Annotated in this window: 21 protein-coding genes and 3 pseudogenes; 18 read left to right on the top strand and 6 right to left on the bottom strand. The window is 69.8% G+C overall.

Annotation, left to right across the window (positions count from 1 at the left end; translation table 11 throughout):
• Positions 1-11: 11 nt before the first annotated feature.
• Complete coding sequence (locus tag OH735_RS35345) at positions 12-668, bottom strand: SGNH/GDSL hydrolase family protein (RefSeq protein WP_406385723.1); 657 nt, start codon at positions 666-668, stop codon at positions 12-14.
• Positions 669-833: 165 nt separating this feature from the next.
• On the opposite strand from OH735_RS35345, the gene OH735_RS35350 reads away from it, so the two are divergent.
• The 4 genes from OH735_RS35350 (at position 834) to OH735_RS35365 (ending at position 5,091) form a co-directional block, all read left to right on the top strand.
• Positions 834-1,838, top strand: a complete 1,005-nt coding sequence (locus OH735_RS35350) for a hydroxyacid dehydrogenase (RefSeq protein WP_406385725.1) — start codon at positions 834-836, stop codon at positions 1,836-1,838.
• A gap of 120 nt (positions 1,839-1,958) precedes the next feature.
• Positions 1,959-3,221: an ABC transporter substrate-binding protein gene (locus OH735_RS35355; protein WP_406385726.1), complete on the top strand. Its 1,263-nt coding sequence runs from the start codon at positions 1,959-1,961 to the stop codon at positions 3,219-3,221.
• Positions 3,222-3,292: 71 nt separating this feature from the next.
• Positions 3,293-4,216 carry a carbohydrate ABC transporter permease gene (locus OH735_RS35360; protein WP_406385728.1) on the top strand — a complete coding sequence of 308 codons (924 nt, stop codon included), beginning with the start codon at positions 3,293-3,295 and terminating at the stop codon, positions 4,214-4,216.
• Positions 4,213-5,091: a carbohydrate ABC transporter permease gene (locus OH735_RS35365; protein WP_406385729.1), complete on the top strand. Its 879-nt coding sequence runs from the start codon at positions 4,213-4,215 to the stop codon at positions 5,089-5,091. Before OH735_RS35360 ends, OH735_RS35365 begins: the two co-directional genes overlap by 4 nt.
• A 210-nt stretch (positions 5,092-5,301) precedes the next feature.
• Here the strand turns inward: OH735_RS35365 and OH735_RS35370 are convergent, their stop codons facing one another.
• A complete protein-coding gene (locus OH735_RS35370; RefSeq protein WP_406385731.1) occupies positions 5,302-6,543 on the bottom strand; it encodes an AGE family epimerase/isomerase in 1,242 nt (413 codons plus the stop codon).
• A gap of 110 nt (positions 6,544-6,653) precedes the next feature.
• Between OH735_RS35370 and OH735_RS35375 the strand changes: the two genes are divergently transcribed.
• The 3 genes from OH735_RS35375 (at position 6,654) to OH735_RS35385 (ending at position 9,739) form a co-directional block, all read left to right on the top strand.
• Positions 6,654-7,628 (top strand): LacI family DNA-binding transcriptional regulator, encoded by a 975-nt coding sequence (locus OH735_RS35375; RefSeq protein WP_406385733.1) that lies wholly within the window; start codon positions 6,654-6,656, stop codon positions 7,626-7,628.
• 114 nt (positions 7,629-7,742) lie between these two features.
• The gene (locus tag OH735_RS35380) at positions 7,743-8,552 is read left to right on the top strand and encodes a 6-phosphogluconolactonase (RefSeq protein WP_406385735.1); all 810 of its coding nucleotides are present in this window, start codon (positions 7,743-7,745) and stop codon (positions 8,550-8,552) included.
• Positions 8,549-9,739, top strand: a complete 1,191-nt coding sequence (locus tag OH735_RS35385; RefSeq protein ID WP_406385736.1) for an N-acetylglucosamine-6-phosphate deacetylase — start codon at positions 8,549-8,551, stop codon at positions 9,737-9,739. The genes OH735_RS35380 and OH735_RS35385 overlap by 4 nt, the downstream gene beginning before the upstream one ends.
• Before the next feature lie 212 nt (positions 9,740-9,951).
• Here the strand turns inward: OH735_RS35385 and OH735_RS35390 are convergent, their stop codons facing one another.
• The gene (locus OH735_RS35390) at positions 9,952-10,137 is read right to left on the bottom strand and encodes a DUF1737 domain-containing protein (protein ID WP_406385738.1); all 186 of its coding nucleotides are present in this window, start codon (positions 10,135-10,137) and stop codon (positions 9,952-9,954) included.
• Positions 10,138-10,262: 125 nt separating this feature from the next.
• Here OH735_RS35390 and OH735_RS35395 point away from each other — a divergent pair, with 125 nt between their 5' ends.
• From OH735_RS35395 to OH735_RS35425, 7 genes and pseudogenes are all read left to right on the top strand, one after another.
• Complete coding sequence (locus OH735_RS35395) at positions 10,263-10,721, top strand: hypothetical protein (protein ID WP_406385740.1); 459 nt, start codon at positions 10,263-10,265, stop codon at positions 10,719-10,721.
• Positions 10,722-10,975: 254 nt separating this feature from the next.
• Positions 10,976-11,167 (top strand): DUF6381 family protein, encoded by a 192-nt coding sequence (locus tag OH735_RS35400; RefSeq protein ID WP_406385741.1) that lies wholly within the window; start codon positions 10,976-10,978, stop codon positions 11,165-11,167.
• A 198-nt stretch (positions 11,168-11,365) separates the two neighbouring features.
• Positions 11,366-12,376 carry an MsnO8 family LLM class oxidoreductase gene (locus tag OH735_RS35405; protein ID WP_406385743.1) on the top strand — a complete coding sequence of 337 codons (1,011 nt, stop codon included), beginning with the start codon at positions 11,366-11,368 and terminating at the stop codon, positions 12,374-12,376.
• 209 nt (positions 12,377-12,585) lie between these two features.
• Positions 12,586-13,095 carry a DUF664 domain-containing protein gene (locus OH735_RS35410; RefSeq protein WP_406385744.1) on the top strand — a complete coding sequence of 170 codons (510 nt, stop codon included), beginning with the start codon at positions 12,586-12,588 and terminating at the stop codon, positions 13,093-13,095.
• Between the two features lie 14 nt (positions 13,096-13,109).
• Positions 13,110-13,271 carry a hypothetical protein gene (locus OH735_RS35415; RefSeq protein ID WP_406385745.1) on the top strand — a complete coding sequence of 54 codons (162 nt, stop codon included), beginning with the start codon at positions 13,110-13,112 and terminating at the stop codon, positions 13,269-13,271.
• 146 nt (positions 13,272-13,417) lie between these two features.
• On the top strand, positions 13,418-13,864 hold the full coding sequence (locus tag OH735_RS35420; RefSeq protein ID WP_406385746.1) for a nitroreductase family deazaflavin-dependent oxidoreductase: 447 nt from the start codon (positions 13,418-13,420) through the stop codon (positions 13,862-13,864).
• 258 nt (positions 13,865-14,122) lie between these two features.
• Positions 14,123-15,373: pseudogene (locus OH735_RS35425) on the top strand (IS200/IS605 family accessory protein TnpB-related protein); the annotation flags it as partial.
• Between the two features lie 7 nt (positions 15,374-15,380).
• On the opposite strand, the gene OH735_RS35430 reads toward OH735_RS35425, so the two are convergent.
• Entirely contained in the window at positions 15,381-16,820 is a 1,440-nt protein-coding gene (locus tag OH735_RS35430; protein WP_406385426.1) for an NF041680 family putative transposase, read from the bottom strand.
• A gap of 123 nt (positions 16,821-16,943) precedes the next feature.
• On the opposite strand from OH735_RS35430, the pseudogene OH735_RS35435 reads away from it, so the two are divergent.
• Positions 16,944-17,366: pseudogene (locus tag OH735_RS35435) on the top strand (IS200/IS605 family accessory protein TnpB-related protein); the annotation flags it as partial.
• Positions 17,367-17,574: 208 nt separating this feature from the next.
• Entirely contained in the window at positions 17,575-18,870 is a 1,296-nt protein-coding gene (locus tag OH735_RS35440; RefSeq protein ID WP_406385748.1) for an alpha/beta fold hydrolase, read from the top strand.
• Between the two features lie 68 nt (positions 18,871-18,938).
• Here OH735_RS35440 and OH735_RS35445 read toward each other — a convergent pair whose 3' ends face one another.
• Complete coding sequence (locus tag OH735_RS35445) at positions 18,939-19,511, bottom strand: rhodanese-like domain-containing protein (protein WP_406385750.1); 573 nt, start codon at positions 19,509-19,511, stop codon at positions 18,939-18,941.
• A 100-nt stretch (positions 19,512-19,611) separates the two neighbouring features.
• Between OH735_RS35445 and OH735_RS35450 the strand changes: the two genes are divergently transcribed.
• A complete protein-coding gene (locus tag OH735_RS35450; RefSeq protein ID WP_093896672.1) occupies positions 19,612-19,890 on the top strand; it encodes a metal-sensitive transcriptional regulator in 279 nt (92 codons plus the stop codon).
• A gap of 329 nt (positions 19,891-20,219) precedes the next feature.
• On the opposite strand, the pseudogene OH735_RS35455 reads toward OH735_RS35450, so the two are convergent.
• Positions 20,220-20,929 (bottom strand): annotated as a pseudogene (locus OH735_RS35455) (Tn3 family transposase).
• 68 nt (positions 20,930-20,997) lie between these two features.
• Here OH735_RS35455 and OH735_RS35460 point away from each other — a divergent pair.
• Entirely contained in the window at positions 20,998-21,471 is a 474-nt protein-coding gene (locus OH735_RS35460) for a hypothetical protein (protein ID WP_406385751.1), read from the top strand.
• The last annotated feature ends 10 nt before the right edge of the window (positions 21,472-21,481 follow it).

A 21,481-nucleotide genomic window follows, 5' to 3' on the forward strand; every position in this document is an offset into this window, starting at 1 on the left:
CTGAGTCGGGTTCAGGGGATGGCGAGCCGACCGGTGCGGCTCGCCGGGTCCCAGGCGCCGAACGCGTCCAGAAGGGTGCGAGCCATGGCGCGGTGACCGTGTGCGCCCGGGTGGCAGCCCATGGCGTACCAGTGCTCCGGTGCGGGAGCCTCCGGGTCGGTCCAGGCCGCGTAGTGGTCGACCAGTGGCGCCCTGGTGTCCGCGGCGACCGCCCGGATCTCCTCGGCGTAGCGAGGCAGGTGGTCCACGACGTGCCGCGGGGCGGTGGAGAGCGTGTCGTTGGGTGTCTGGACGACGACGGTGGACCCCGCCCCTTCGCGCAAGCCGCGGACCACACGACGGTACGTGGCGGAGAAGCCGGCCAGACCCGCGGTGCCGAGCCGGGTGTCGTTGAGCCCGATCCCCACGACCACCAGGTCGGGGGAGAACCGCAGGGCGATCCGGTCCAGGTGCCGGTCGAGTTCGTACACGGTCCATCCGCTGACCGCGGTATTGATGAACACGTCGGCGGTACGGGCCATCTCCCGCATCCGCTCGGCGAACAGCTCCGGGTAGGAGCGGGCACCGTACGTGTGCCAGGTGCCGGCGGTGACGCTGTCACCGATGAAGGTCCACGTCAGCGGTTGGTCGGAGCCCTTCACGTGGGCGAGCGGGTTCTGTCGGTCCATCGAGTCTCCGAACGGGGAGGCGACAACGCAGAGTTTCCCGTGCAACCGATTGCAGGTCAATAGGCGGGACCGTACTGTGAGCGCCGCGGGACCGAAAGCGCGGGCGGATGTCAGGCCGACCCGCCGCGGCCCCCCGGGTTCCCACGGCTGAGAGGACGCATCACGATGAACCGGCCGCACATCTGTGTCGCAGTGTCCCGCGAGGAGTTCGACCTGCTCTTCAGTCCGGCTTCCCAGCGGGACCTGTACGACGTCGGGGTCGTCGGGTTCGGCACGGGCCCGCACGGCAGCACTCTGCCCAAGGGGGTGGCCGACGCCTACGAAGCCGTCGTGACCTCCTGGAGCACGGTGCCCTTCCGGCCGCAGGAGCTGCGCGGCAGCCGACTGGGCCTGGCCGCGCACTCAGCCGGCTCCGTCCGCCGCCTCTACCCCCGCGAACTCCTCGCCCAGGGACCGCGGCTGACGCAGGGCGGTGCCGCGGCGATGGCACCCGCAGTGGCCGAGATGGCACTCACGCTCACCCTCGCACTGCTGCGCAACCTCCACCACCACGACCGCGGCCTGTGGACGGGGAAGGGCTGGGCGGACGCCCGCCGGCCCGAACTTGGACAGGCGCTGTCCGAACGGCGGGTCGGGCTGGTGGGCCTGAGCCGCACGGGCAGCTGCTACGCACGCATGGTCAAGGCGCTGGGCACGTCCGCAGTACGGGCCTACGACCCGTACGCGGACCCGGAGGCGGCCGCGGCCCTGGGGGTCGAGACGGTCGGGCTGGAGGAACTCTTCGGCAGCTGCGACGTGATCGCCGTCCACGCCCCGGCCACACCCGAGACCCGCCATCTCGTGGGGCGCCGTCAGCTCGCGATGCTGCCGGACGGTGCCGTGCTGGTGAATACCGCGCGCTCGTGGGTGGTGGACCAGGAGGCGCTGCTCTCCGAGGTCGTCCCAGGGCGCCTGAGGGCGGGCCTCGACGTCTTCGACAGCGAACCCCTCCCGTCGTCCAGCCCCTTCCTGGGCCTGCCGAACGTCATCGTCACACCGCACGTGGCCGGCGGGACGTCCGAGGCCCGCAGCGCGCAGGGGCGGACAGTGGTCGACGAGCTGGCGCGGTTCTTCGCCGGAGAGCCCCTCGCCCACGAGGTCCTGCTGGACACGTACGACCTTCTCGCGTGACAACTACCCTAAAATCAATGCATGTTGCAGTCCTTGACGGGTAAGGGAGGGGTGACTATTTTCCCTGCAACCGATTGCATCCGAAAGCCAGAAAAGCGCCGAGCTTCCCGAGAGGACCCCATGAGCGGAAGACTGAAGGCACGGACCGCGGCGATGGTTCTGGCCACCGCGATGCTGAGCGCCGCGTGCGGAGGCACGGACGACGCGGCGATGCCCAAAGACCCCAAAGCGGTCGAGGGGGCGATCACGTTCTGGACGTACCCCATCGGTGTCAGTGGCAAGGACGACTACTGGGCCCCGATCGTCAAGGAGTTCAAGAAGAAGTATACCAACGCCGACGTCGAGGTCGTCGTCCAGCCGTGGGAGAAGCGCGAGGAGAACCTCGTGACGGCGATCGCGGGCCACAAGGGCCCCGATGTCGTGTACTTCAACCCCGACTTCATCCCGAAGTTCGCGGACGAGGGGACGCTCGAGCCGGTCGGCGACGTGATCGAGGACGACCGCGCCGACTTCAAGAAATCCGCCCTGGAATCCATGACCTGGGACGGTGAGCTCTACGGGGTCCCCCTGCTGATGCAGACCCTGACCGGCGTCTGCAACACCGAGGTCCTCGCAGCGTCGGGCGTCGACAAGTGTCCCACGACGTGGGACGAGGTCGAGGCCATGGCCCCGGAGGTCAAGAAGGCGGGCCATGTCCCCACCGACTACGTGGCCGACCTCACCCTGACGCTCAACCACTCGTACTACCCGTACCTGTGGCAGGCGGGGGGCGAGGTGCTCAACGAGGACGGTACCAAGGCCGCATTCAACAGCCCCGAGGGGCTGCAGGCGCTGGAGTTCATCAAGAAACTGGTGGACCAGGGCTGGACCTCGTCGCAGAGCCTGACGACCACGGAGTCCCCGGAGCAGTCCGACTTCGGGAAGGGGAACACGGCCTTCCTGACGGCTTCCAGCATTCCCACCCAGCGCCTGGTGCTGCCCGCCGAGCGCCTCAAGGCCGCCCCGCCGCTGACCAGCAAGGTTCAGGTCGCCGCCGGCTCCGTGGGCGGCCTGTCCGTCCTGGCGGACAGCGATGCCAAGCCGGCGGCCAAGGCATGGGTCGACTTCCTCACCGGCCCCGAGCAGATGAAGAAGTTCGACAAGGAGAACGGCTACTACGCGCCGCGCGACTCCGGCGCCGGGCTCTTCGCGGACGACCCCGAGGTCGCCGTTGGCGAGAAGTACCTGGACGTCGTCCGGGCCGGGGTGATCCACCCGAAGGCCCGGGAGCTGATGGACCTGATCAAGCCGCACATCCAGGCGGTGCTGCTGGGCAAGGCCGAGCCGAAGGCCGCACTCGCGGCGGCCGAGAAGGAAGTCAACGCCCTGCTCGCCCGAGGCTGACCAGATTCGCAGGAGGCCGGTGCGCGGCCGGTGACGGCCGCGCACCCGCTTCGAGTCCGAAGGAGGCGCCGGTGAGCGCGCATACCGCCAAGGCCGGGACGATCCCCGACCGCGCACGAAAAGGCCGGCCGTGGTGGCGCTCCAACGCTGCGCTCGCCGGCTACGTCTTCATCCTCCCGTACCTGCTGTTCTTCCTGTTCTTCCGGATCATCCCGACGGTGATGGGCACCGGCCTGAGCCTGGCCAAGTACCGCATCAGCGGCGATGTCGAGTTCGTCGGCGTCGACAACTTCGTGCGGCTCTTCCAGGACCCGCTCTTCTGGAACTCGCTGAAGGTGACCGCCTATTACACGGTTATCGCGATCCCGCTCAGCCTCGTTGTGTCCCTCGCGATGGCGACCCTGTGCGACCGGACCCTGCGCGGCATGAGCGTCTACCGTGCGTTCTTCTTCCTGCCGGTGGTGACCAGCACGGTGATGTCCTCGATCATCTGGGTCTGGATCTTCCGGAACGACGGCCCGCTCAACTGGTTCTTCGGGCTGGTGGGACTGCCCACGGTGAACTGGCTCCAGAGCGAGACCATGGTCATTCCCGCGCTGGCCGTGGTGAGCGCGTGGAAGGGCTTCGGCTACAACATGCTCATCCTGCTGGCGGGCATGCTGGCCATACCCAAGGAGTACTACGAGGCAGCCCACGTGGACGGCGCCAAATGGCGCCACCGGTACCGCCACATCACGCTGCCTCTGCTCAAGCCGGCCCTGTTCTTCGTACTGATCCTGGAGATCATCGGGTCGTTCCAGGTGTTCGACACCATCTACGTGATGACCGGTGGCGGACCGGTCAGGGCGAGCTACTCGCTGACCTACATGATCTACGACCAGGGCTTCGGGTACTTCGACTTCGGCTACGCCAGCGCGGCCGGCGTCGTGCTGCTGGTCCTCACCCTCATCACGTCACTCGTGCAGCGCCGCCTGATGAACAAGGGACGGTCATGACGTCACTCGCCCAGCGGCCCGCTGAGGTCGGGACCCACAAGACGCGAACCATCCGACGGCCCGCGCGGCGCAGGCGCCGGGCCGGGTGGATGCACATCCCGCTGTTCCTGTGCGCGCTGATCACGTTCTTCCCGTTCTGGGCGATGGTCGCGCTCGCGCTGCAGCCCGGGAAGAGTATCGAGATGCCGGGCTCGCTCCTCCCACGGGACGTCTCGCCGGCGGCACTCTACGACGCGCTGAGCAGCGACCGCGTACTGGGCTGGGCGCTCAACTCGGCCATCTACTCGCTGGTCTCGGTCGTCCTGGTGCTGCTCTTCGCCTCGATGGCCGGCTACGCCTTCGCCAAGAAGAGGTTCATGGGGCGCGAGCTGATCTTCTGGGTCTTCGTCGCCATGCTCATGGTGCCGGGGCACCTGACGCTGATCCCGCAGTTCATCCTGATCTCCGAGATGGGCGGACTGGACTCGATGTGGGGACTGATCGTCCCGACCATCGCCAACGCACAGGCGATGTTCCTGATGCGCCAGTTCATCCAGGACATCCCCGACGAGCTGATCGAGGCCGCCCGCATCGACGGAGCCGGCGAGTTCCGGGTCTACTGGTCGATCATCCTGCCGCAGACCAAACCGATCATGGCGACCCTGGGCACCTTCGTCTTCCTGTGGCACTGGAACGACTTCCTGTGGCCCCTCGTCTCGCAGCGCAGCCCCGACAACTACGTGCTCACCGTGGGCCTCAACAGCCTCCAGACCCAGGACACCCCGCTCGCCACCACCATGGCCGCCGCGGTCGTCACCTTCATCCCCACCGTCCTCGTCTTCATATTCCTCCAGCGGTTCTTCGTGCGCGGCGTGTTGATGAGCGGGCTCAAGTGACGTGCCGGTGACGGCGCCTCGGTACTGTTTCTCGCGCCGACGGCGGCCACGGCCGCCCCCGCATCGCCCGCCCCTCGGCTGAGAACCTGCCGGAGAACGGCGGCTTCGAGACGGTCGGCGCGGACGGTCTTCCCGCCGCCTGGTACCCGCTGCGGGCGGGGTCGCCGGCGCAGCGCCGGCCGGTGGCGGGTCGACGAGGGGGGAGCGGTGTCAGCCGCGGCTCCGGTTCCCGGTGCTCGCGGAAAGCTCCACCAGTTGCATGAGGTTTCTGGCGATGTGGAACGGATCCTTGACCGGCAGTGCCACGACCCGGTCGAGCGGCCGGCCCGCGCGGTCCCGTATCTGGATCCACTCCTCGCCCTCGCCCCTGCCGGGGAACGTAGCGATCGTGTAGTCCCAGATCCTCTCGGCCCATTCCGCGCATGCCCTGTCGCCGTACCGGCGCGCCCCCAGGGCGGTCGTGTACGCGGCCTCGGTGTGCACCCACCACAGCTTGGTGTCCCAGGTCGCGGCGACCAGTGCCTCGTACGCCGAGCCGCCGGTCGTCCCGCGGGGAGCAGCCGGGCCCTCGGCGTCGACGTACCGGAACAGACCGCCGTGGTGCGGGTCCCAGGCGGAGTGGCAGAGCACGTCCACGCTTTCGAGCAGGTCCGGCGTATCGTCGTGATCCCCCGTCAGCTCGGCCGCTTCCAGTGCCACCCAGATGCCTTCGATCGCGTGGCCGGGCACCCGGTGCCGGGCCGGCAGCGAGGTGTCACCGGCCTTCGGGCAGAAGATCTCGGTGAACGTCCCGTCCGGATTGCGGTGCGAGAGCATCGCCGTGCGTGCGGCGGACAGCGCGGTCACGTCCTTGTCCGTCAACATTCCGAGGCGCTCACTGGCGCGGGCGTGTTCGAGCCGTGTGTTGAGCAGGATCATCCGCGGGCCGAACGCGGTGTGACCCGCCGGGACCGCGTACGGCGGCGTCGCGGCCCGGCCGGCCGTGATGTCGGCGGTGGCGCGGCGCAGTACGGGCTCGGCGGCATCCAGCCAGTACGGGGAAGCGGTGGCGCCGGCGAGCTCGGCCAGCCCCATCACCACGAAGCAGTCGGCGTAGACGCTGGTCGTCTCGCCGGCCGGCCCGGCCTTCGGGGCGCCGTCCGCGTCGACGAGGAAGTGGCAGGTGCCGTCTTGCCGGATCACGTGGTCCAGCAGGAACTGTGCGCCGCGCACGGCGAGGTCTTCCAGGAAGCCGGCGTCCAGGCCGAGGAGCCCGGCCCGGGCCATCTGTGCCGCCCGGGCCAGCAGCCAGACCATGCGCCCTTGCGACCAGGTGAACTTGTCCGTGGAGACCAGGCTGCGGCCGCGGTTGTCGTAGCAGGTGTAGAACCCGCCCCGCTGCGGGTCGGGACCGTGCTCCAGCCAGAATGGCAGAACGACGTGCTCGAGTTGCTCTTGCGCCGCGTACGTCATGCGCAGACCTCCCCATTGCTGCAACCGCATGCAGTACTGACAAGTACAATAACGTAGCTTCCCGGCTGCCGGAATCTCGGCGAAGAACAGAGAGTGGAGGTGGGGGTGGTATGAAGCGGGCGACAATCTATTCCATCGCCGAGGTGTGCGGTGTCTCGGCGTCGACGGTCTCGCGCGCCTTCAGCCGGCCCGAGGTCGTCAATCCCGAGGTCCGGGAACTCATCCATGCAAAGGCCCGGGAGCTGGGTTACCGGCCCAACAAGGCTGCCCGGGAACTCGCGACCGGCCGGACGGGGATGATCGGGCTGCTCGTCCACGACGTCGCCAACCCGTTCTTCCCGCCTCTTGTGAGGGCGATCCAGCGGGCGGCGGACGAGATGGAGGCCGCCGTGATGCTCGTCGACGCGGACGAGAGCTCCGCGAGGGAAGTGGGGCTCATCAAGCAGCTCAAGGGTCAGGTCGACGGGCTCGTGATCGCCTCGCCCCGCTCGTCCTCCGCGCTGCAGGAGGCCGCCGAAGGGCTTCCGGCGGTCGTCGTCAACCGCAGGATGCGCGGCTTCCCGTCGGTGGTCTGCGACAACACGGCGGCGCTCACCGAGGCGGGCAGGCACCTGGAAGACCTGGGGCACCGCAAGGTCGCCCTCATGTGCGGGCCTTCGGCCTCCTGGGCGGCCCGGCAGCGGGCGGCCACGGTCCGGGCCTGGGCCCAGGGCACCCGGGTCACGCTGGTGGAACTCGGGTCCTTCGCGGCGACCTTCGAAGGGGGGCGGGAGGCTGCCCGGGCGCTGGTGGGGTCCGGGGCGACGGCCGCCTTCGCGTTCGACGACCTGATGGCCTGCGGGGTGCTGAGCGGCCTGGCCGAGGCCGGAGTCCAGGTGCCCGGCGGGTGCAGTGTCGTCGGCTGCGACGACGTGCTGCTCGCCCGCGCCGTGACACCACAGTTGACCACGGTGACCGCTCCGGTGGACCGGCTCGGGCGGGCCGCGGTCGACGCGCTGCGCCGGTGCATCGCGGGGGAGCAGGTCCGGGACGTCCGGATGGACGGGTCGCTGACCCTGCGTGGCTCGACCGGCCGCCCCGCCTGACGTCCCGTCCGGTGTCCCGTTCCGGCCATCCGCGGGACGGGCTGCGGCCCTGTTGACCTCTTCGATCGGCTGCCCTTAATGTCACTGCAACCGATTGCACGGGAAGGTGGGGCGATGAGTCTGCCGGAAAGCTCGGAGAGGTCAGGCGCACGTGTCAGGCTGCATGTCTCGGCCGACGCCGCCGCGACAGGGGTGGCCGCCGGTAACGAGGCGGCGCGGATCGTCCGGGCAGCCGTTGCCGCGAAGGGAAGGGCCCGCGTCCTGTTCGCCTCCGCCCCCTCGCAGGAGGAGATGCTGAGGACGCTGCTGAGCGACTCCGCGGTCGACTGGAACCGGGTGCACGCCTTCCACATGGACGAGTACGTGGGTCTGCCGGAAGGGAGCCCGCACGCCTTCGGCGCGTGGCTGGAAGGGCGCCTGGAAGCGGCCGGGCCCGGACGGTTGGAGCGTATGCTGCCCGGCAGCGAGCCGGCCCGGGAAGCATCCAGGTACGCGGCGCTCGTACGGGCGGCCGAGATGGACCTGGTCTGCATGGGGATCGGGATGAACGGCCACATCGCGTTCAATGAGCCAGGCGCGGGCCGGCTCGATGACCCTGAGACCGTGCGCCTGGTCCGGCTGGACGACACGTCCCGCCGGCAGCAGGTGGAGGAGGGGCTCTTCCCCACCCTCGAGGAAGTGCCGACCCACGCCCTGACCCTGACCGTGCCCGCGCTGCTGAGTACCGGGGCGGCGGTCGTGACGGTGCACGGCGCCCACAAGGCGGCGGCGGTCGCCGCGTCCCTCGAGGGGCCGGTGGACGTGCGGTGCCCGGCGAGCGCGATCAGGACCCACCCGGCGGTCTCGGTGTACCTCGACGCCGCGGCGGCCGGCCGTCTTGCCCCCGGCACAGTGGCGGCCGGCCGTGCCGAAGAACCGTCGTGACTCGCGTCGGGCGCTTGTCCGGCGCCCGGTTGCTGGACGGGCGCGACGCGCGCATCGACGGCCGGCTTCTCGACGGGCGTGATGTGCGGCTGCGCGTCGAGGACGGCCGTATCTCCTCGATCGAGTCCCTGGATGCCCGCCGCGGCCGCCCACTGCTCCTGCCGGGGCTGGTGGACCTCCAGGTGAATGGCTACGCCGGGCACGACATCAATGCAGAGGATGTCTCGGCCGACATGGTGGTGGAGCTCACCCGTGCGTTGTGGGCGCACGGCGTGACGTCGTACTGCCCCACCGTGGTGACCGGCTCCCGTGACCGGATCCTCTCGGCGCTGCGGACCGTAGCCCAGGCGCGCGAGCGCGCCCCGCTCGTTGCCGGCACCGTTGTCGGCGTACACGTCGAAGGCCCGTACCTGGCCGCCGCGGACGGTCCGCGCGGCGCGCACGACGCCCGGCACCTGCGCGATCCCGACCCGAGGGAACTGGCGCAATGGCTCGCAGCCGTACCGGGGCTGGTCCGCATCGTCACCCTGGCACCGGAAAGGCCCGGCTCCGCGGCGTACATCCGCGCCGCGACGCAGGCCGGGGTCGTCGTCGCGGTGGGCCACACGGACGCCTCGCCGCAGCAGCTGCGCGGCGCCGCCCGCGCCGGAGCAACGCTGTCGACGCACCTGGGCAACGGAACGCACGCCGTGCTGCCACGGCACCCGAACCATGTCTGGGCCCAGCTCGCCGAGGACTCCCTGACCGCCACGTTCATCGCGGACGGCCATCACCTGCCGGCCGACGCCTTCACCGCCATGGTCCGGGCCAAGGGGCCCGAACGCGCGGTGCTCGTCAGCGATTCCGTCGCACTGGCGGGCTGCCCGCCCGGCGAGTACCGCACACCGGTCGGGGGCGAAGTCACCGTGGAACCGTCCGGCAAGCTGCGGCTGAGCGGGACTCAACTGCTGGCGGGATCGGGCCGGTCACTGCTCGACTGCGTGCGCTGGGCCGTGCGCGAGACTCCCTTCACCCTCGCCGAGGTCTGGGCGATGGCGTCGGCCAACCCGGCGCGGGCGCTCGGCCTGACCGGCCGCGGGGTCATCGAAGTCGGCGCGCGCGCCGACTTGTGCGTGGCCCAATGGGAGGGTGGCCGCGAGGGGCGGCTGCGGCTGCTCGCCACACTCGTCGGCGGCGCGGAGATCTGATCTGCGCGGAGCACGGAGGCGCGGAAGCCCGGAGTGCTCGTTGCCGAGCGGCGTCAGGACCAGCCTGCGGCACACTCCCGTGTGCACGGCGAAGCGCACACGGGAGACACGGGCTTGGGCGTGAGGAGAACAGGTAAGCGTCACAACTCACCCGACCCGTGCGGCGCTTCCCACGTCACGACCCGTCACGATCACCGCTGCTCTCAAGGCCGCTACGGCAGTGCCGGCCAGACCAGCGCCTGGGCGACGATGACGTTCTCACCGTTGAAGGTGACGGCGGGCCCTTCGTGCAGTTCGTAGCCAAGGCCGATCGCTTCGCTTACACGTTGGCAGAACGCCGCGTCGTCCGGGCCGGTCAAGACGCGGTAGATAGGCAATCCGTCTGGTGGTGTACTCATGCGGAAAAGGTTCTCAGACCCACTCGCCGACCGAGCCGCCGGGCCAGCATGTCCATCCCGAGCCCATTCGCTCCCGAGGTCGTAAGCTCGACGAGGGGCCGAATACCGGATCGATGGAGGCTCCCATGACGACCCTCGAACCCCGCGATGTGACCCCTCGCCTCGCCACCGGTGCGTTCATCCTGAATTCCGGCCTGGGCAAGCTGAAGGCGGACGAGGAGACGGCCCACGGCGTGCACGGCATGGCCTGTATCGCCTATCCGTTCCTCAAGAAGATGGAAGCCAAGCGATTCACCCGGCTCCTCGCGCTGACGGAGATCACGGTCGGCGGAACCCTGCTCGCCCCCTTCGTACCGACCCGACTGGCCGGACTGGCGCTGACCGGGTTCTCCGGCGGCCTGCTCGGCCTCTACCTCCGGGTGCCGGGGATGCGGGAGCCGGGCAGCCTGCGGCCCACCCAGAACGGCATCGCGTTGGCGAAGGACTCCTGGATGCTGGGCATCGGACTCGGCCTCCTGGCCTCGGATGTCCGCTGGGCGGGCGGGGGCGCGTCCCGGTGCCCCTGGCGGCGGTGCCGAGGCTGAGGGCGGCGCCCGACACCGCACCGCGAGCGGGATGCGCCGATGTTGTGCCCGGTGAAGGATCGCGTCGGGCGCATGCTGACTACTCTGGGGGTGGGAAGCCGCGTCCGACCGGCGCCGGCCGCCCGGAACGCCGGGCCGATGCATGGCCCCCCGTCGCGGGAAGTGTCACGGTCGGTAACCGCGTGGAGTGCGGTGTCCCGGAAAACCTGGTTCCGTGGCGGGGTCCGCTCCGCCCACAGATCCAAGGAGTAATCATGAGCGAGTCAGAGCAATACCGCGGTCGCATAAGGGAGATGCGCGCCAAGGCGAAGGACCTCAATGACGCAGCCGAGCGCACCTCCGACCCCAAGGAACGCCAGCGCCTGAAGGAGAAGGCCCGCAGGATCGAAGCGGAGAGCGAACAGGTCAGCGGCATGGCGAGCGGGGACATCTACCCCATGGAGTAGCCTGCCGCTGGAGTAGCCGGCCCTGAAGTGGCCGGCGCCGGGCGGTGGCCGGAAGCCGCACCAGTCGCTCTCACGCGATGGGTACACGGGCGTCGCACGGCCCCTGAGCGGTACCGCGCCACCGCTCAGGGGCCGTGCGCGTCGGTTCCGTAACGGGCCGGTGGGAATCCTGGCGCGGGCCGGGCGTTGAACAACGGTGTGAGTTCTGTGATCGCATCCACCCGGTTTTCCGTGCTCGACCGTTCCCGTACCCGCGAGGGGTACGACGCCCCGGAGGCGCTCCGTGACACCGTGCGCCTCGCCCAGGAGGCCGAGGCGCTCGGGTACCACCGGTTCTGGGTGTCCGAGCACCACAGCGTTCCGGGCGTCGCCGGTTCGGCGCCGACCGTGCTGGCCGCGGCCGTCGCGGCGGCGACGTCCACCATCCGGGTCGGTACCGGCGGCGTGATGCTCCCCAACCATCAACTGCTGGTGGTGGCCGAGCAGTTCGGGGTCCTGGAGTCCCTCTTCCCCGGGCGGATCGACATGGGAGTCGGGCGTTCGGTGGGCTTCACCGACGGCATCCGCAGGGCGCTCGGCCGGGACAAGTCGGCTGCCGAGGACTTCGCCGGGCAACTCACCGAACTGCTCGGCTGGCTGGACGGCACGCAGCGCGCCCACCCGCAGGTGCATGCCCGCCCTGCCGAAGGACTGCGCATACCCCCGTTCGTACTGGCCACCGGCGAGGGCGCCGGTATCGCGGCGAAGGTCGGGCTGCCGCTGGTCGTGGGAGACCTCCGCGGCCGGGAGAAGCTGCTGCGGGCCGTCGACCGTTACCGCCGGGAGTTTCACCCCTCGTCCTGGGCGCCGCACCCCTGTGTGGTTGTGGCGGGCACGATCGCGGTCGCGGGGAGCACGGCGGAGGCCCGGCGCATCCTGATACCGGAGGCGTGGTCCCTGGCGTACTCCCGGACCCATGGTGTGTTCCCGCCGCTCGCCCCCGCCGAGCGGGTCGAGGCGTTGACCATGACGGAGAAGGAAAGCGGGTTCTACGAGAGCGGATTGCGCGGTCACCTTTACGGCACGGAGGACCAGGTGGTCACCGCGCTCGAAACGGTCCTCGAAGAGACCGGCGCGGACGAGGTGCTCGTCACCACCAGCACCTACGACCGTGCGGCTCTGACTGACTCCTTGCGTCGGCTGGCCCGGATCGCGGAACTGACCGGCTGAGCACGCGACCGCCGGCGTGAACGGCCCGTGGAGCGAAGGCACTTAAGCATTCCGAAACGATCATTCGGGCCCGATCGGCAAGCGCGTCCTGGTCCGGAACGAGCTCGTCCTGGTCCGGAACAAGCTCGTCCTGGTCCGGAAACGGACAGTGCCGAGCGCGGCGCGTGTCGATCGCGGGGGAGGGGCGGAAGAACAGCCATGGTGAGGTCATGAACAGCGTTGACCTTTTGACGGACGCGTTCACCCGCGTCCAGGAGACGGTGCACTCGGCGGTCGAGGGACTGTCACCCACCGACCTCCATGCCCGCCTCGACAGCGGAGCGAACACGATCGCCTGGCTCGTGTGGCACCTCACCCGGATCCAGGACGACCACATCTCGGATGCGGCCGGTATCGAGCAGGTCTGGTTCACCCGGGACTGGGCCTCCCGTTTCGATCTGCCGTTCGAGAAGAACGCCACCGGGTACGGACACAGCGATGCGGACGTCGCGGCGGTGCGGGTGGAATCGCCGGAACTGCTGCTCGGCTACTACGACGACGTCCATGAACAGACCATCGACTTCATCGGCGGGCTCGACGGCCGGGCGCTGAACCGCGTCGTCGACGAGGCGTGGTCGCCGCCGGTCACCCTCGGGGTCCGTCTGATCAGCGTCATCGCGGACGACCTGCAGCACGCCGGGCAGGCGGCCTTCGTCCGCGGCGTGCTCGAACGCCGGTAGAACTCTGCGCGGGCGTGGGCCGGTTGCACGTTCCGGGGGCGTCGGCGCACTCCGGTGCCCGTTTTGTAGTGCTCATCCAGGACCCGCTGGACGAACCGGCCCGGCTGCCCGGCGCGGTGGTGCTCGGCGTCGGCGTGTACGGCGCCGAGCCGGTCGCCGCCCTGGTCGACCGCTGACGCAGGCCGGTCACCTCCGTGACACGCGCGATCCGCCCTGCCCGGGGCGGGCGCAATGATGAAAGAGTTCTCGTAGCGGCCGGACGGGGCGACGCCCGCGTGCCCGAGCAGCCGCGTATCCGAATGTCGACGATGGGACAGATGCCATGCCTCTCAAGGGCGAGTACGAGCCGAGCCCAACGCAGTGGGTCCGCGACCAGGTCGAGCTGTTCGAGAGCTCCGGTGGGACGGAGGGGACCATGATGCGGGGCATGCCGGTCATCCTCCTGACCACCCGCGGGGCCAGGAGCGGCAAGATCCGCAAGACCCCCCTCATGCGCGTCGAGCACAAGGGCATGTACGCCGTGGTCGCCTCGCAGGGCGGCGCCCCCAAGCACCCCGTCTGGTACCACAACCTCGTGGCCGACCCCCGCGTGGAACTGCAGGACGGCCTCGTCCGCCAGGACATGAACGCCCGTGAGGTCACCGGCGAGGAGAAGGCCCTGTGGTGGCAGCGCGCGGTCGAGGCGTTCCCCGACTACGCCGACTACCAGCTCAAGACCGACCGGCAGATTCCGGTCTTCGTCCTGGAACCGGCGACCGAGCCGCACTGACGACCGCGCGGGGGAGGAGCGGCCCGCACGCCCGCCGCGCCCCCTCTTGAGCCGGGAGCGGTCAGCGGTGCTCCGGGTTGGGGTTGTGAGCTGCTGTCGGTTTGCTGAGCTGAAGTGCGTTGTGGTGAGCAGGAGTGGGTCCTGTCGGCGGCTTCATGGGGTGGGAACGGGGGTTCTGGGGCCGAATGGGTGACCTTGGCGGCTGGTGCTCGTTGGGCTGGGTAGCAGGTGTCCGGTCTCGTGGGAGGGGGTGTTGTGGTGGGTGGTGTACGGGAGTTGGCGGCGCCGTTCGTGGTGCCCGGGCCGTGCGGGGTGGCGGTCCGGGACCGTCTCAAGCACCTCACGCCCCAGGGCGAGAAGGTTCTGCGCGAGGTCGGCGCGTATCAGGGCGCGCTCGCTTCCCGTGACCTCAGGGTCCGTTGTGCGGATGGGCTGGAGCACGGTGCGGAGACCTGGGCGTCGCGTAAGCGGGACCTGACGCCGCTGTCGTCGTCGCGGATCGCGGGTGCGATCACGAAGGCCACGCATGATCAGTGGGCGCTGGCGCGCCGTTGTCAGGCCGCGTATGTCCGGACGTTGGAGGCCGGGATCGGGACGCTGCGGCACCGCCCGTCCCTCCCGATCGGCGCGCGGGGCACGAAGCGGGCAGCCGGTGGCTACCGTTCCAAGGGCGAGTGGCTTCGCAAGTCCCGCCGTCTCGCGGCGTTGGAGGCGCGGCATGCTGCCGCTGTCGCCGACTGGCAGGCCGGACGCGTCCGGGTCGTGCGGGGCGGCAAACGCCTCCTCAACACCCGCCACCACCTCGCCGACGCCCACCTCACCGAGGAGCAGTGGCGGGAACGCTGGGAGGCGGAGCGCTGGTTCATCGCCGCCGACGGCGAGTCGGGGAAGCGGTTCGGGAACGAAACGATCCGTGTCACCCCGGACGGCGAGGTCAGCATCAGACTGCCTGCCCCGCTCGCGCACCTGGCCAATGCCAAGCATGGCCGGTACACCCTCACCTCTGCCGTGGCGTTCGCGCACCGGGGCGTGGAGTGGGCCGACCGCGTCGAAGCGAACCGGGCCGTCGCCTACCGCATCCACCTCGACGTGGATCGTGGCCGCTGGTACCTCACCGCGTCCTGGCAACGCCCCGTCGTCCAGACCACCCCGCTGGAGACCGCCCGCGCCCGGGGCGTGGTCGGCGTGGACACCAACGCCGACCACTTCGCCGCCTACCAGCTCGACCAGCATGGCAATCCGGTCGGCGACCCACGCCGCTTCCCCTACGACCTGTCCGGCACCACCGCTCATCGCGATGCCCAGATCCGCCGCGCCCTGACCCGCCTGATCAACTGGGCCAAGCAGGCCGGTGTCACCGCGATCGCCATCGAAGACCTCGACCTCACGACCGAGAAGACCCGCGAGAAACACGGCCGCAGGAAACGGTTCCGGCAGCTCATCTCCGGCGTCCCGACCGGCAAACTCAAGGCCCTGCTGGTCTCCATGGCCGCCGAACACGGCCTGAGCTTTCCGTTTAACCTGCGGCGGTTCGATGTGCGGTGAGGCTCTCGGCGCGTTTCACGGTCTTGCCGACGTCGTGATGGGGTGCGACCTTGCGGTTCTTCGATCCGGAGGGACGCCCGGGGCCGGGTCGGGAGGGTTGCGGAACACTGGCGGGGCGGGTCGTGGTCGCGCGGATGTTGCGGAACCCTCGCCGGACTCGGGCGGGAGTGAGGCGGCGGGGTGGGGCCGGTCGCTCCCAGGGCCTTCGGAGGTCCTCGGCGAGCGCGCGGGCGAGGTGGATCTGGGTGTAGGCGGCGATGATCAGCCAGGTCCACAGGTCGGCGGTCTCGGGGCTGCGGACCTTCGGCCTGGTCCAGCCGAGCGTTTGCTTCATGAGCCGGAAGGTGTGTTCAAGATCGAATCTGCGGAGGAAGGTCCGCCAGATCCGGTCCAGGTGGGCACCGTCGACGCCGGGGGCCGAGGACCACAGCCAGACGGGCTTGGGGTCGCGGTCGCCGGGCAGGTACTCGACCTTCAGGCGGATCAACGTGCCGTGAACGAGGGGGAGTTCACCGTCGTGGTCGAGCCAGGGGCCACGGTGGGTGAGGCGGGGATGCATCCGGTTCCAGGCGGTGGCCTCGGTCTTCCCGTAACGGGTGGTGTCGGTCGTGGTGGTGGTCTCCGGCTCGTGCCAGCTGTCGGGCTTCTTCAGGGTGAAGACCCCGCCGTGCTTGCGGGGCTGTCCGCCCCGTGGACCGGAGCGGCGCTCGCCGGCGTCGCGGAGCATGACGCGGTCCGAGCGCAGGCGCCCGGCCACCTCAACGGGTAGGTCGGCCAGGACATGGGCGAGGCGGGTGACGTCGTAGCCGGAGTCCATGACGATCAGGATGTGCGGATCGCCGGGCTTCCAGTGCCCGGCGCGGACCAGCCGCTCCACGACTTCACGGAGCTGGGCGGCGGTGACCGCGGTCGCGTCGTCGGCCGGTCCGAGCCGGACGGCGTCCAGGACCCGCGTCCACGAGGTGCGGCCCGGCTCCAGGGCGGCGACAAAGGAGTAGGGCCAGCCCGGGATGCGCTGATCCGCACTGCGGCCACGCCCGTAGACGTGGCAGAACAGCCGGTCAGGGCTGGTAGGGGCGTCGGGGCGCAGCCAATTGGAGACGTCCACGGCCAGCGCGATACGCCCCTCCGATGTACGCGGGATCGGCAGGCTGTCCAGGACGCGGCGCAGACGGCGTGGCTCCAGCCAGCCGGAGTTCAGCGCGTCGTACATCGCGCCGTGCCCGCGCCGGTGCTCGGCCGCGAGCGTCAGCTCGACCAGCGACTTCACCGGGCCGTCCGCGCACAGCACCGCGTCGGTCAGCTCGAAGAGCGCGTCCGCGCGGGTGTAGAGGCAGTCGTAGAACTCGATCCGGAAACGGGACAACACGGACAACGGCTCGACGTCGGAGACCTGAACCGGAAGACTCATCACAGCGGCCGTTCTCTCGCGCTCTGTTACTCGACATCTCAAAGCGTGAGGGGCGGCCGCCCCTGCTGTCACGGAAACATCGCATTTCAGCAGGCCACTGCGTCAGCGAGGTTAAACGCCAAGCTGAGTATCGTCGCGGTCGACCCCGCTTATACCTCGATGTGGGGTGCCCAGCACTGGCAGAAACCACTGGCCACCCCGCACCGCAGAATGTCCCGTCATGATGCCGCCGGCATCGCGATCGGACGACGCGCCCTCGGACACCCGGTCCGGGATGGGGTATCCCCTGCTCGAACGGAGTTGAGAGCTTGGGGAAGGACGGCACCGCCCCCACACGACCGGAGTGATCGTGCGGGGCATCGGACCGCCCAGGCCGGGCCAGGTGCACGGGGGCGTGACGGAACCCGCCCACCTGCAACGGACCACGCCCCTGGAGGCGTGCCGCCGAACGGGACGCGAAAGCGGGGACCGAGTGCATCCAACACCGTTCGGGATGCGCCCAGTACACATCAGTGGGTCCAGGACTCACTCATGCACACTGGCTAGGAACGGTGAGGGGGCACCTGTGGGGATGGTGATCACGCGGTACGGGCGCGGACGGCGCGCCGAGGAGGGTGCCCTCGCGCCGACCTGCTCGGACCGGATCACGCCAGCACGACAGGAGGCCCCCGGACGTGCCGCACACGGGCCGCGAATGTCCGGGTCACGGCCGTGTGCTGAACTGTCCGTGGCACATCTGATTCAGGAGCACTTTGTGAGCAGCTACCGGCACCCCGGCATCGTCTTCACCGACCGCTATTTCACGGTCCCGCTCGACCACACCGATCCGGGTGGCGAGCAGATCGAGATCTTCGGCAGGGAGGCCGTGGCGAGCGGCAGGGCCGGTGAGGAGCTGCCCTGGCTGGTCTATCTGGAGGGCGGCCCCGGCTTCGGCGCCCGCCGCTTCGTCGGCGCGGAGGCATGGCTGGGACGGGCGGTGGAGGAGTTCCGGGTGCTGCTCCTCGACCAGCGCGGCACCGGCCTGTCCACCCCCGCCAACCGGCAGACCCTGCCGCTGCGCGGCGGTCCGCGCGAGCAGGCCGACTACCTCGCCCACTTCCGGGCCGACAACATCGTGCGCGACTGCGAGCTCATCCGCCCGCGGCTGACCGGTGGCGAACCGTGGACGGTCCTCGGCCAGTCCTTCGGCGGCTTCTGCGCCGTCCGCTATCTGTCGGCCGCTCCCGAAGGGCTCAGGACCGTCCTGATCACCGGCGGGCTGCCCTCGCTCGACGCGCACGCCGACGACGTCTACCGGGCCGCCTACCCGCGGATCGAGCGCAAGGTCGCCGCCCACTACGCCCGCTACCCGCAGGACGTCGAGCGCGCCCGGGAGATCACCGCTCACCTCGCGGAGCACCGCCCGGAGAGCGCGGACCACCGTCTGACGCCCGAGGGGTTCCAGTCCCTCGGCATCATGCTGGGCGGCGGCAACGGCAGCCACCAGCTGCACTACCTGCTGGAGAACGCCTTCGTCCGTACGCCGCTGGGCACCGAGCTCTCGGACACGTTCCAGGAGGCGATGCGCACGGCGAGTTCGTTCGCCGGGCATCCGCTGTACGCGCTGCTGCACGAGGCGATCTACGGCCAGGGCGAACGGCCCACCGGCTGGGCCGCCGAGCGGGTCCGTGCCGAATTCCCCCAGTTCGACGCGGCCACGGCGCTCCGGGGCGACGGCCTCGTGCTCTTCACCGGTGAGAGCATCCACCCCTGGCACTTCGAGGTCGACCCGGCGCTGCGCCCGCTGCGCGAGACCGCCGAACTGCTGGCCTCCCGTAGCGACTGGGCGCCGCTCTACGACCCCGAGCGGCTGGCCGCCAACGAGGTGCCGGTCGCCGCGGCCGTCTACCACGACGACATGTACGTCGACACCGGGCACGCGCTGCGCACGGCTGCGGCGATCCGCGGGCTGCGTACCTGGGTGACCAACGAGTACGAGCACGACGGGCTGCGCGCGGGCGGACCGCGCGTGCTGGACCGGCTGCTCGCCCTGGTCCGGGACGAGGTCTGAGCCGTTCTTGCGAACGGCGGGAGCCGGTCACGCGCCCACGTGGCCGGCTCCCGCCGTCGCTCGGTGCGTCAGCCCTGGAGGGCGTCCAGCGTCTCGTCCAGGTTCGCGGCCGAGCGCGGGGCGCGGTTGTACGGAAGCTTCGACAGGGCCGCCGCCATCCCGCACGTGTTGGTCACGGCGGAGAAGACGAGCCCGGAGCCGATGCCCGCGGAGATCCAGCGGGCGGCCGGGTAGCGCACCCCGGCCAGCAGGCCGGCCACCACCAGCGAACCTGCGGCGAGCCGGACCTGACGCTCCATCGGCCAGGTCGTCCGGGCCCCGGCCGGACGGTCGAGATCGCGGCCCTCGCCCTCCCAGGCCGAGGTGCCGCCGGACAGTGTCACGGCGTCGATGTCGGCCGCGGCGAGAATGTCGCAGGCCCGGGTGGAGCGGACGCCGGAGGCGCACACCACGAGGAGCGAGCCGCGGGCAGCGGCGGACTTCAGGGCGGGCACCGCCTCGGGGAAGCGGTCCAGCGGGATGTTCAGGGCGCCGGGCACGTGCCCGGAGGCGTACTCGCCGGGGGCCCGCACGTCGATGACGGTGAACTCCGCGAGACGGGCCGCGGCCTGGGCGGGGGAGAGGGAGACGGGGCTGGTCACGAGCGTTTGATTCCTTTCGTTCGCCGGGGCCGAGGAGGTACTCGGTCTCTCCTGCCCCATTCGGTTAGAATACCCCTTGGGGTATCAGGAGGAGGATGTTGTGGAGCTTGACATGGCGGCCGACGAACTGAAGTCGGTCCTCAACCGCCTTCGCCGCGCGCAGGGCCAGCTCGCCGGGATCATCAGGATGATCGAGGAGGGCCGGGACTGCGAGGACGTGATCACGCAGATGGCCGCTGTTTCCCGGGCGCTCGACCGGGCCGGTTTCGCGATCATCGCGACGGGCCTGCAGCACTGCATGGCCGACGGCGGCAGCGAGCCCGCGGACCGGGACCAGATGCGGGCACGGCTGGAGAAGCTCTTTCTCTCGCTGGCCTGACCGAGGAGCGGGGGGCGATGCCGTGGGCGGGGCGATCATCATCCGGTCCGGCGCGTGGGCGTGATGAGGCGGCTCACGACCTCACCCGCGACAGAGAGCGGGCTCCCGACGCCCTGCGACTGCGCCTCCGGCGTTGTCGTCGGTCAATGACTCCCCCACGCTCGAACCTGCTCGCGCGGGAGGGGCCCCCTCGCGTGGGGTGCCGTTAACGAGCGGCGAACGAGGTGACAAGTAACCTGCCAGTAGCTTTCGGATCGAAGGCGCCCCGCATGCGCGCATGTCAGAGGACCCCGGCCGTGGCCGGGGTCCTTTGAGGTTCTGGGGTCGGGCTATGTGGCGGCCGGCTCGGGGTCTGGCTCCTGCGGGACGGGCTGGGCGAGCTGAAGACGGCGGCCCATATTTAGCCGTACCTCGCCGTAGGGCTGGATGTGCATCCAGAACAGCGGGGTCAGGGCGCGTTTGTCCTCGTCGGTCAGGAGGTCTGCCCACTCCGGATCGGCGAGCATGTCTTGGATCATCAAGGTGTTAACGAAGACCAGCGCCGTTTGCAAGAGGTGGAGTGCGAGAACAGAGAGTTCTTGCTGGTCACGGCGGTTGCTGCTCAGCTCCCCGCTCTTGCCGAAGAAGATGATGTCTTGGCGCCGTTCCAGCCCTCGACGATGTTGAGCCCTTCTTGGATCTCGCGCTGAAGGTCGCGGTCGCGCAGATGGCGGGCGACGAAGATGGTCTTCTGGGCGCGGCCGACTTCGAGCATCGCCTGGTAGACGGGGTGCGAGGCCGTGCGGGTGAAACGCCGCAGGATCGCCTCGGTGGAGGCGGTACCAACCCGGATCGCGGTGGCGTACTTGATGAGCTGGTCGTAGTTGTTCTCGATGACGTCCCACTGGATCGGGCGGGTCATCGCGTCCGCCAGGCGCTCGTAGTTGTCCTCGTCCTCGCGGCCGGGCCGGTACAGCTTGACCTTGTTGATCTGCTTGATGCGCGGCAGCAGGTCGTAGCCCAGGAGCCGGGGCAGTCCGAACCCGATTTCCGACTTTATGTGGACAGTTCAAATTGATCTTCCTCCGGTAGGGTGAGGCTTTCGATGAGGTGGCGGGGGGAAGCGTCTTGGATGTCACCGTCCAGTGGATACGGACGTCTTGGACGAAGCAGTCTCGGGGAGGAGAGGCTGCGGCTCGCCGGAACGCGGTCCCGGTCGGCTTTCGTGTCCCGCATCTGTCGCCCTCAGTCGCGCATGTAGTTCGCATACATGAGCGAGACGGCTTCGCTCCCTATGACGGTCAGGAAGACCTGCGGAAGGTCGATGTCCAGCTCCGAGAAGACGACGGTCGGTTGCGTGTCCTTCCCCGGGTCCAGCCCCTGTTTGCCATACCGCCTCGGCCACGACTGCCCCCGGCTGTGCGCCTTGTCCCCGGTCAGTGGGTCCGCTGGCAGCTCAACTACCGTTTCAGCAGTGCGGCGGGAGTGCGGGGCTGGTCGTACTGGCTTGACACGTTCAACATCGCTTACGGCCCGGTAGGAGCCGATGTGTTCTTGTCTCCGCCCACGGTGCTTGTCGATGAGCGAGGACCAGTCCGGTAGCCCGACCGGG

This window comes from Streptomyces sp. NBC_01618 (genome assembly GCF_045209435.1).
Taxonomy (GTDB): domain Bacteria; phylum Actinomycetota; class Actinomycetes; order Streptomycetales; family Streptomycetaceae; genus Streptomyces.

Excerpts from the sequence above, each read along its gene's own strand:
- OH735_RS35345 (WP_406385723.1), bottom strand. The coding sequence starts at position 668 with ATGGACCGACAGAACCCGCTCGCCCACGTGAAGGGCTCCGACCAACCG.
- OH735_RS35350 (WP_406385725.1), top strand. The coding sequence starts at position 834 with ATGAACCGGCCGCACATCTGTGTCGCAGTGTCCCGCGAGGAGTTCGAC.
- OH735_RS35355 (WP_406385726.1), top strand. The coding sequence starts at position 1,959 with ATGAGCGGAAGACTGAAGGCACGGACCGCGGCGATGGTTCTGGCCACC.
- OH735_RS35365 (WP_406385729.1), top strand. The coding sequence starts at position 4,213 with ATGACGTCACTCGCCCAGCGGCCCGCTGAGGTCGGGACCCACAAGACG.
- OH735_RS35370 (WP_406385731.1), bottom strand. The coding sequence starts at position 6,543 with ATGACGTACGCGGCGCAAGAGCAACTCGAGCACGTCGTTCTGCCATTC.
- OH735_RS35375 (WP_406385733.1), top strand. The coding sequence starts at position 6,654 with ATGAAGCGGGCGACAATCTATTCCATCGCCGAGGTGTGCGGTGTCTCG.
- OH735_RS35380 (WP_406385735.1), top strand. The coding sequence starts at position 7,743 with ATGAGTCTGCCGGAAAGCTCGGAGAGGTCAGGCGCACGTGTCAGGCTG.
- OH735_RS35390 (WP_406385738.1), bottom strand. The coding sequence starts at position 10,137 with ATGAGTACACCACCAGACGGATTGCCTATCTACCGCGTCTTGACCGGC.
- OH735_RS35395 (WP_406385740.1), top strand. The coding sequence starts at position 10,263 with ATGACGACCCTCGAACCCCGCGATGTGACCCCTCGCCTCGCCACCGGT.
- OH735_RS35400 (WP_406385741.1), top strand. The coding sequence starts at position 10,976 with ATGAGCGAGTCAGAGCAATACCGCGGTCGCATAAGGGAGATGCGCGCC.
- OH735_RS35410 (WP_406385744.1), top strand. The coding sequence starts at position 12,586 with ATGAACAGCGTTGACCTTTTGACGGACGCGTTCACCCGCGTCCAGGAG.
- OH735_RS35420 (WP_406385746.1), top strand. The coding sequence starts at position 13,418 with ATGCCTCTCAAGGGCGAGTACGAGCCGAGCCCAACGCAGTGGGTCCGC.
- OH735_RS35430 (WP_406385426.1), bottom strand. The coding sequence starts at position 16,820 with ATGAGTCTTCCGGTTCAGGTCTCCGACGTCGAGCCGTTGTCCGTGTTG.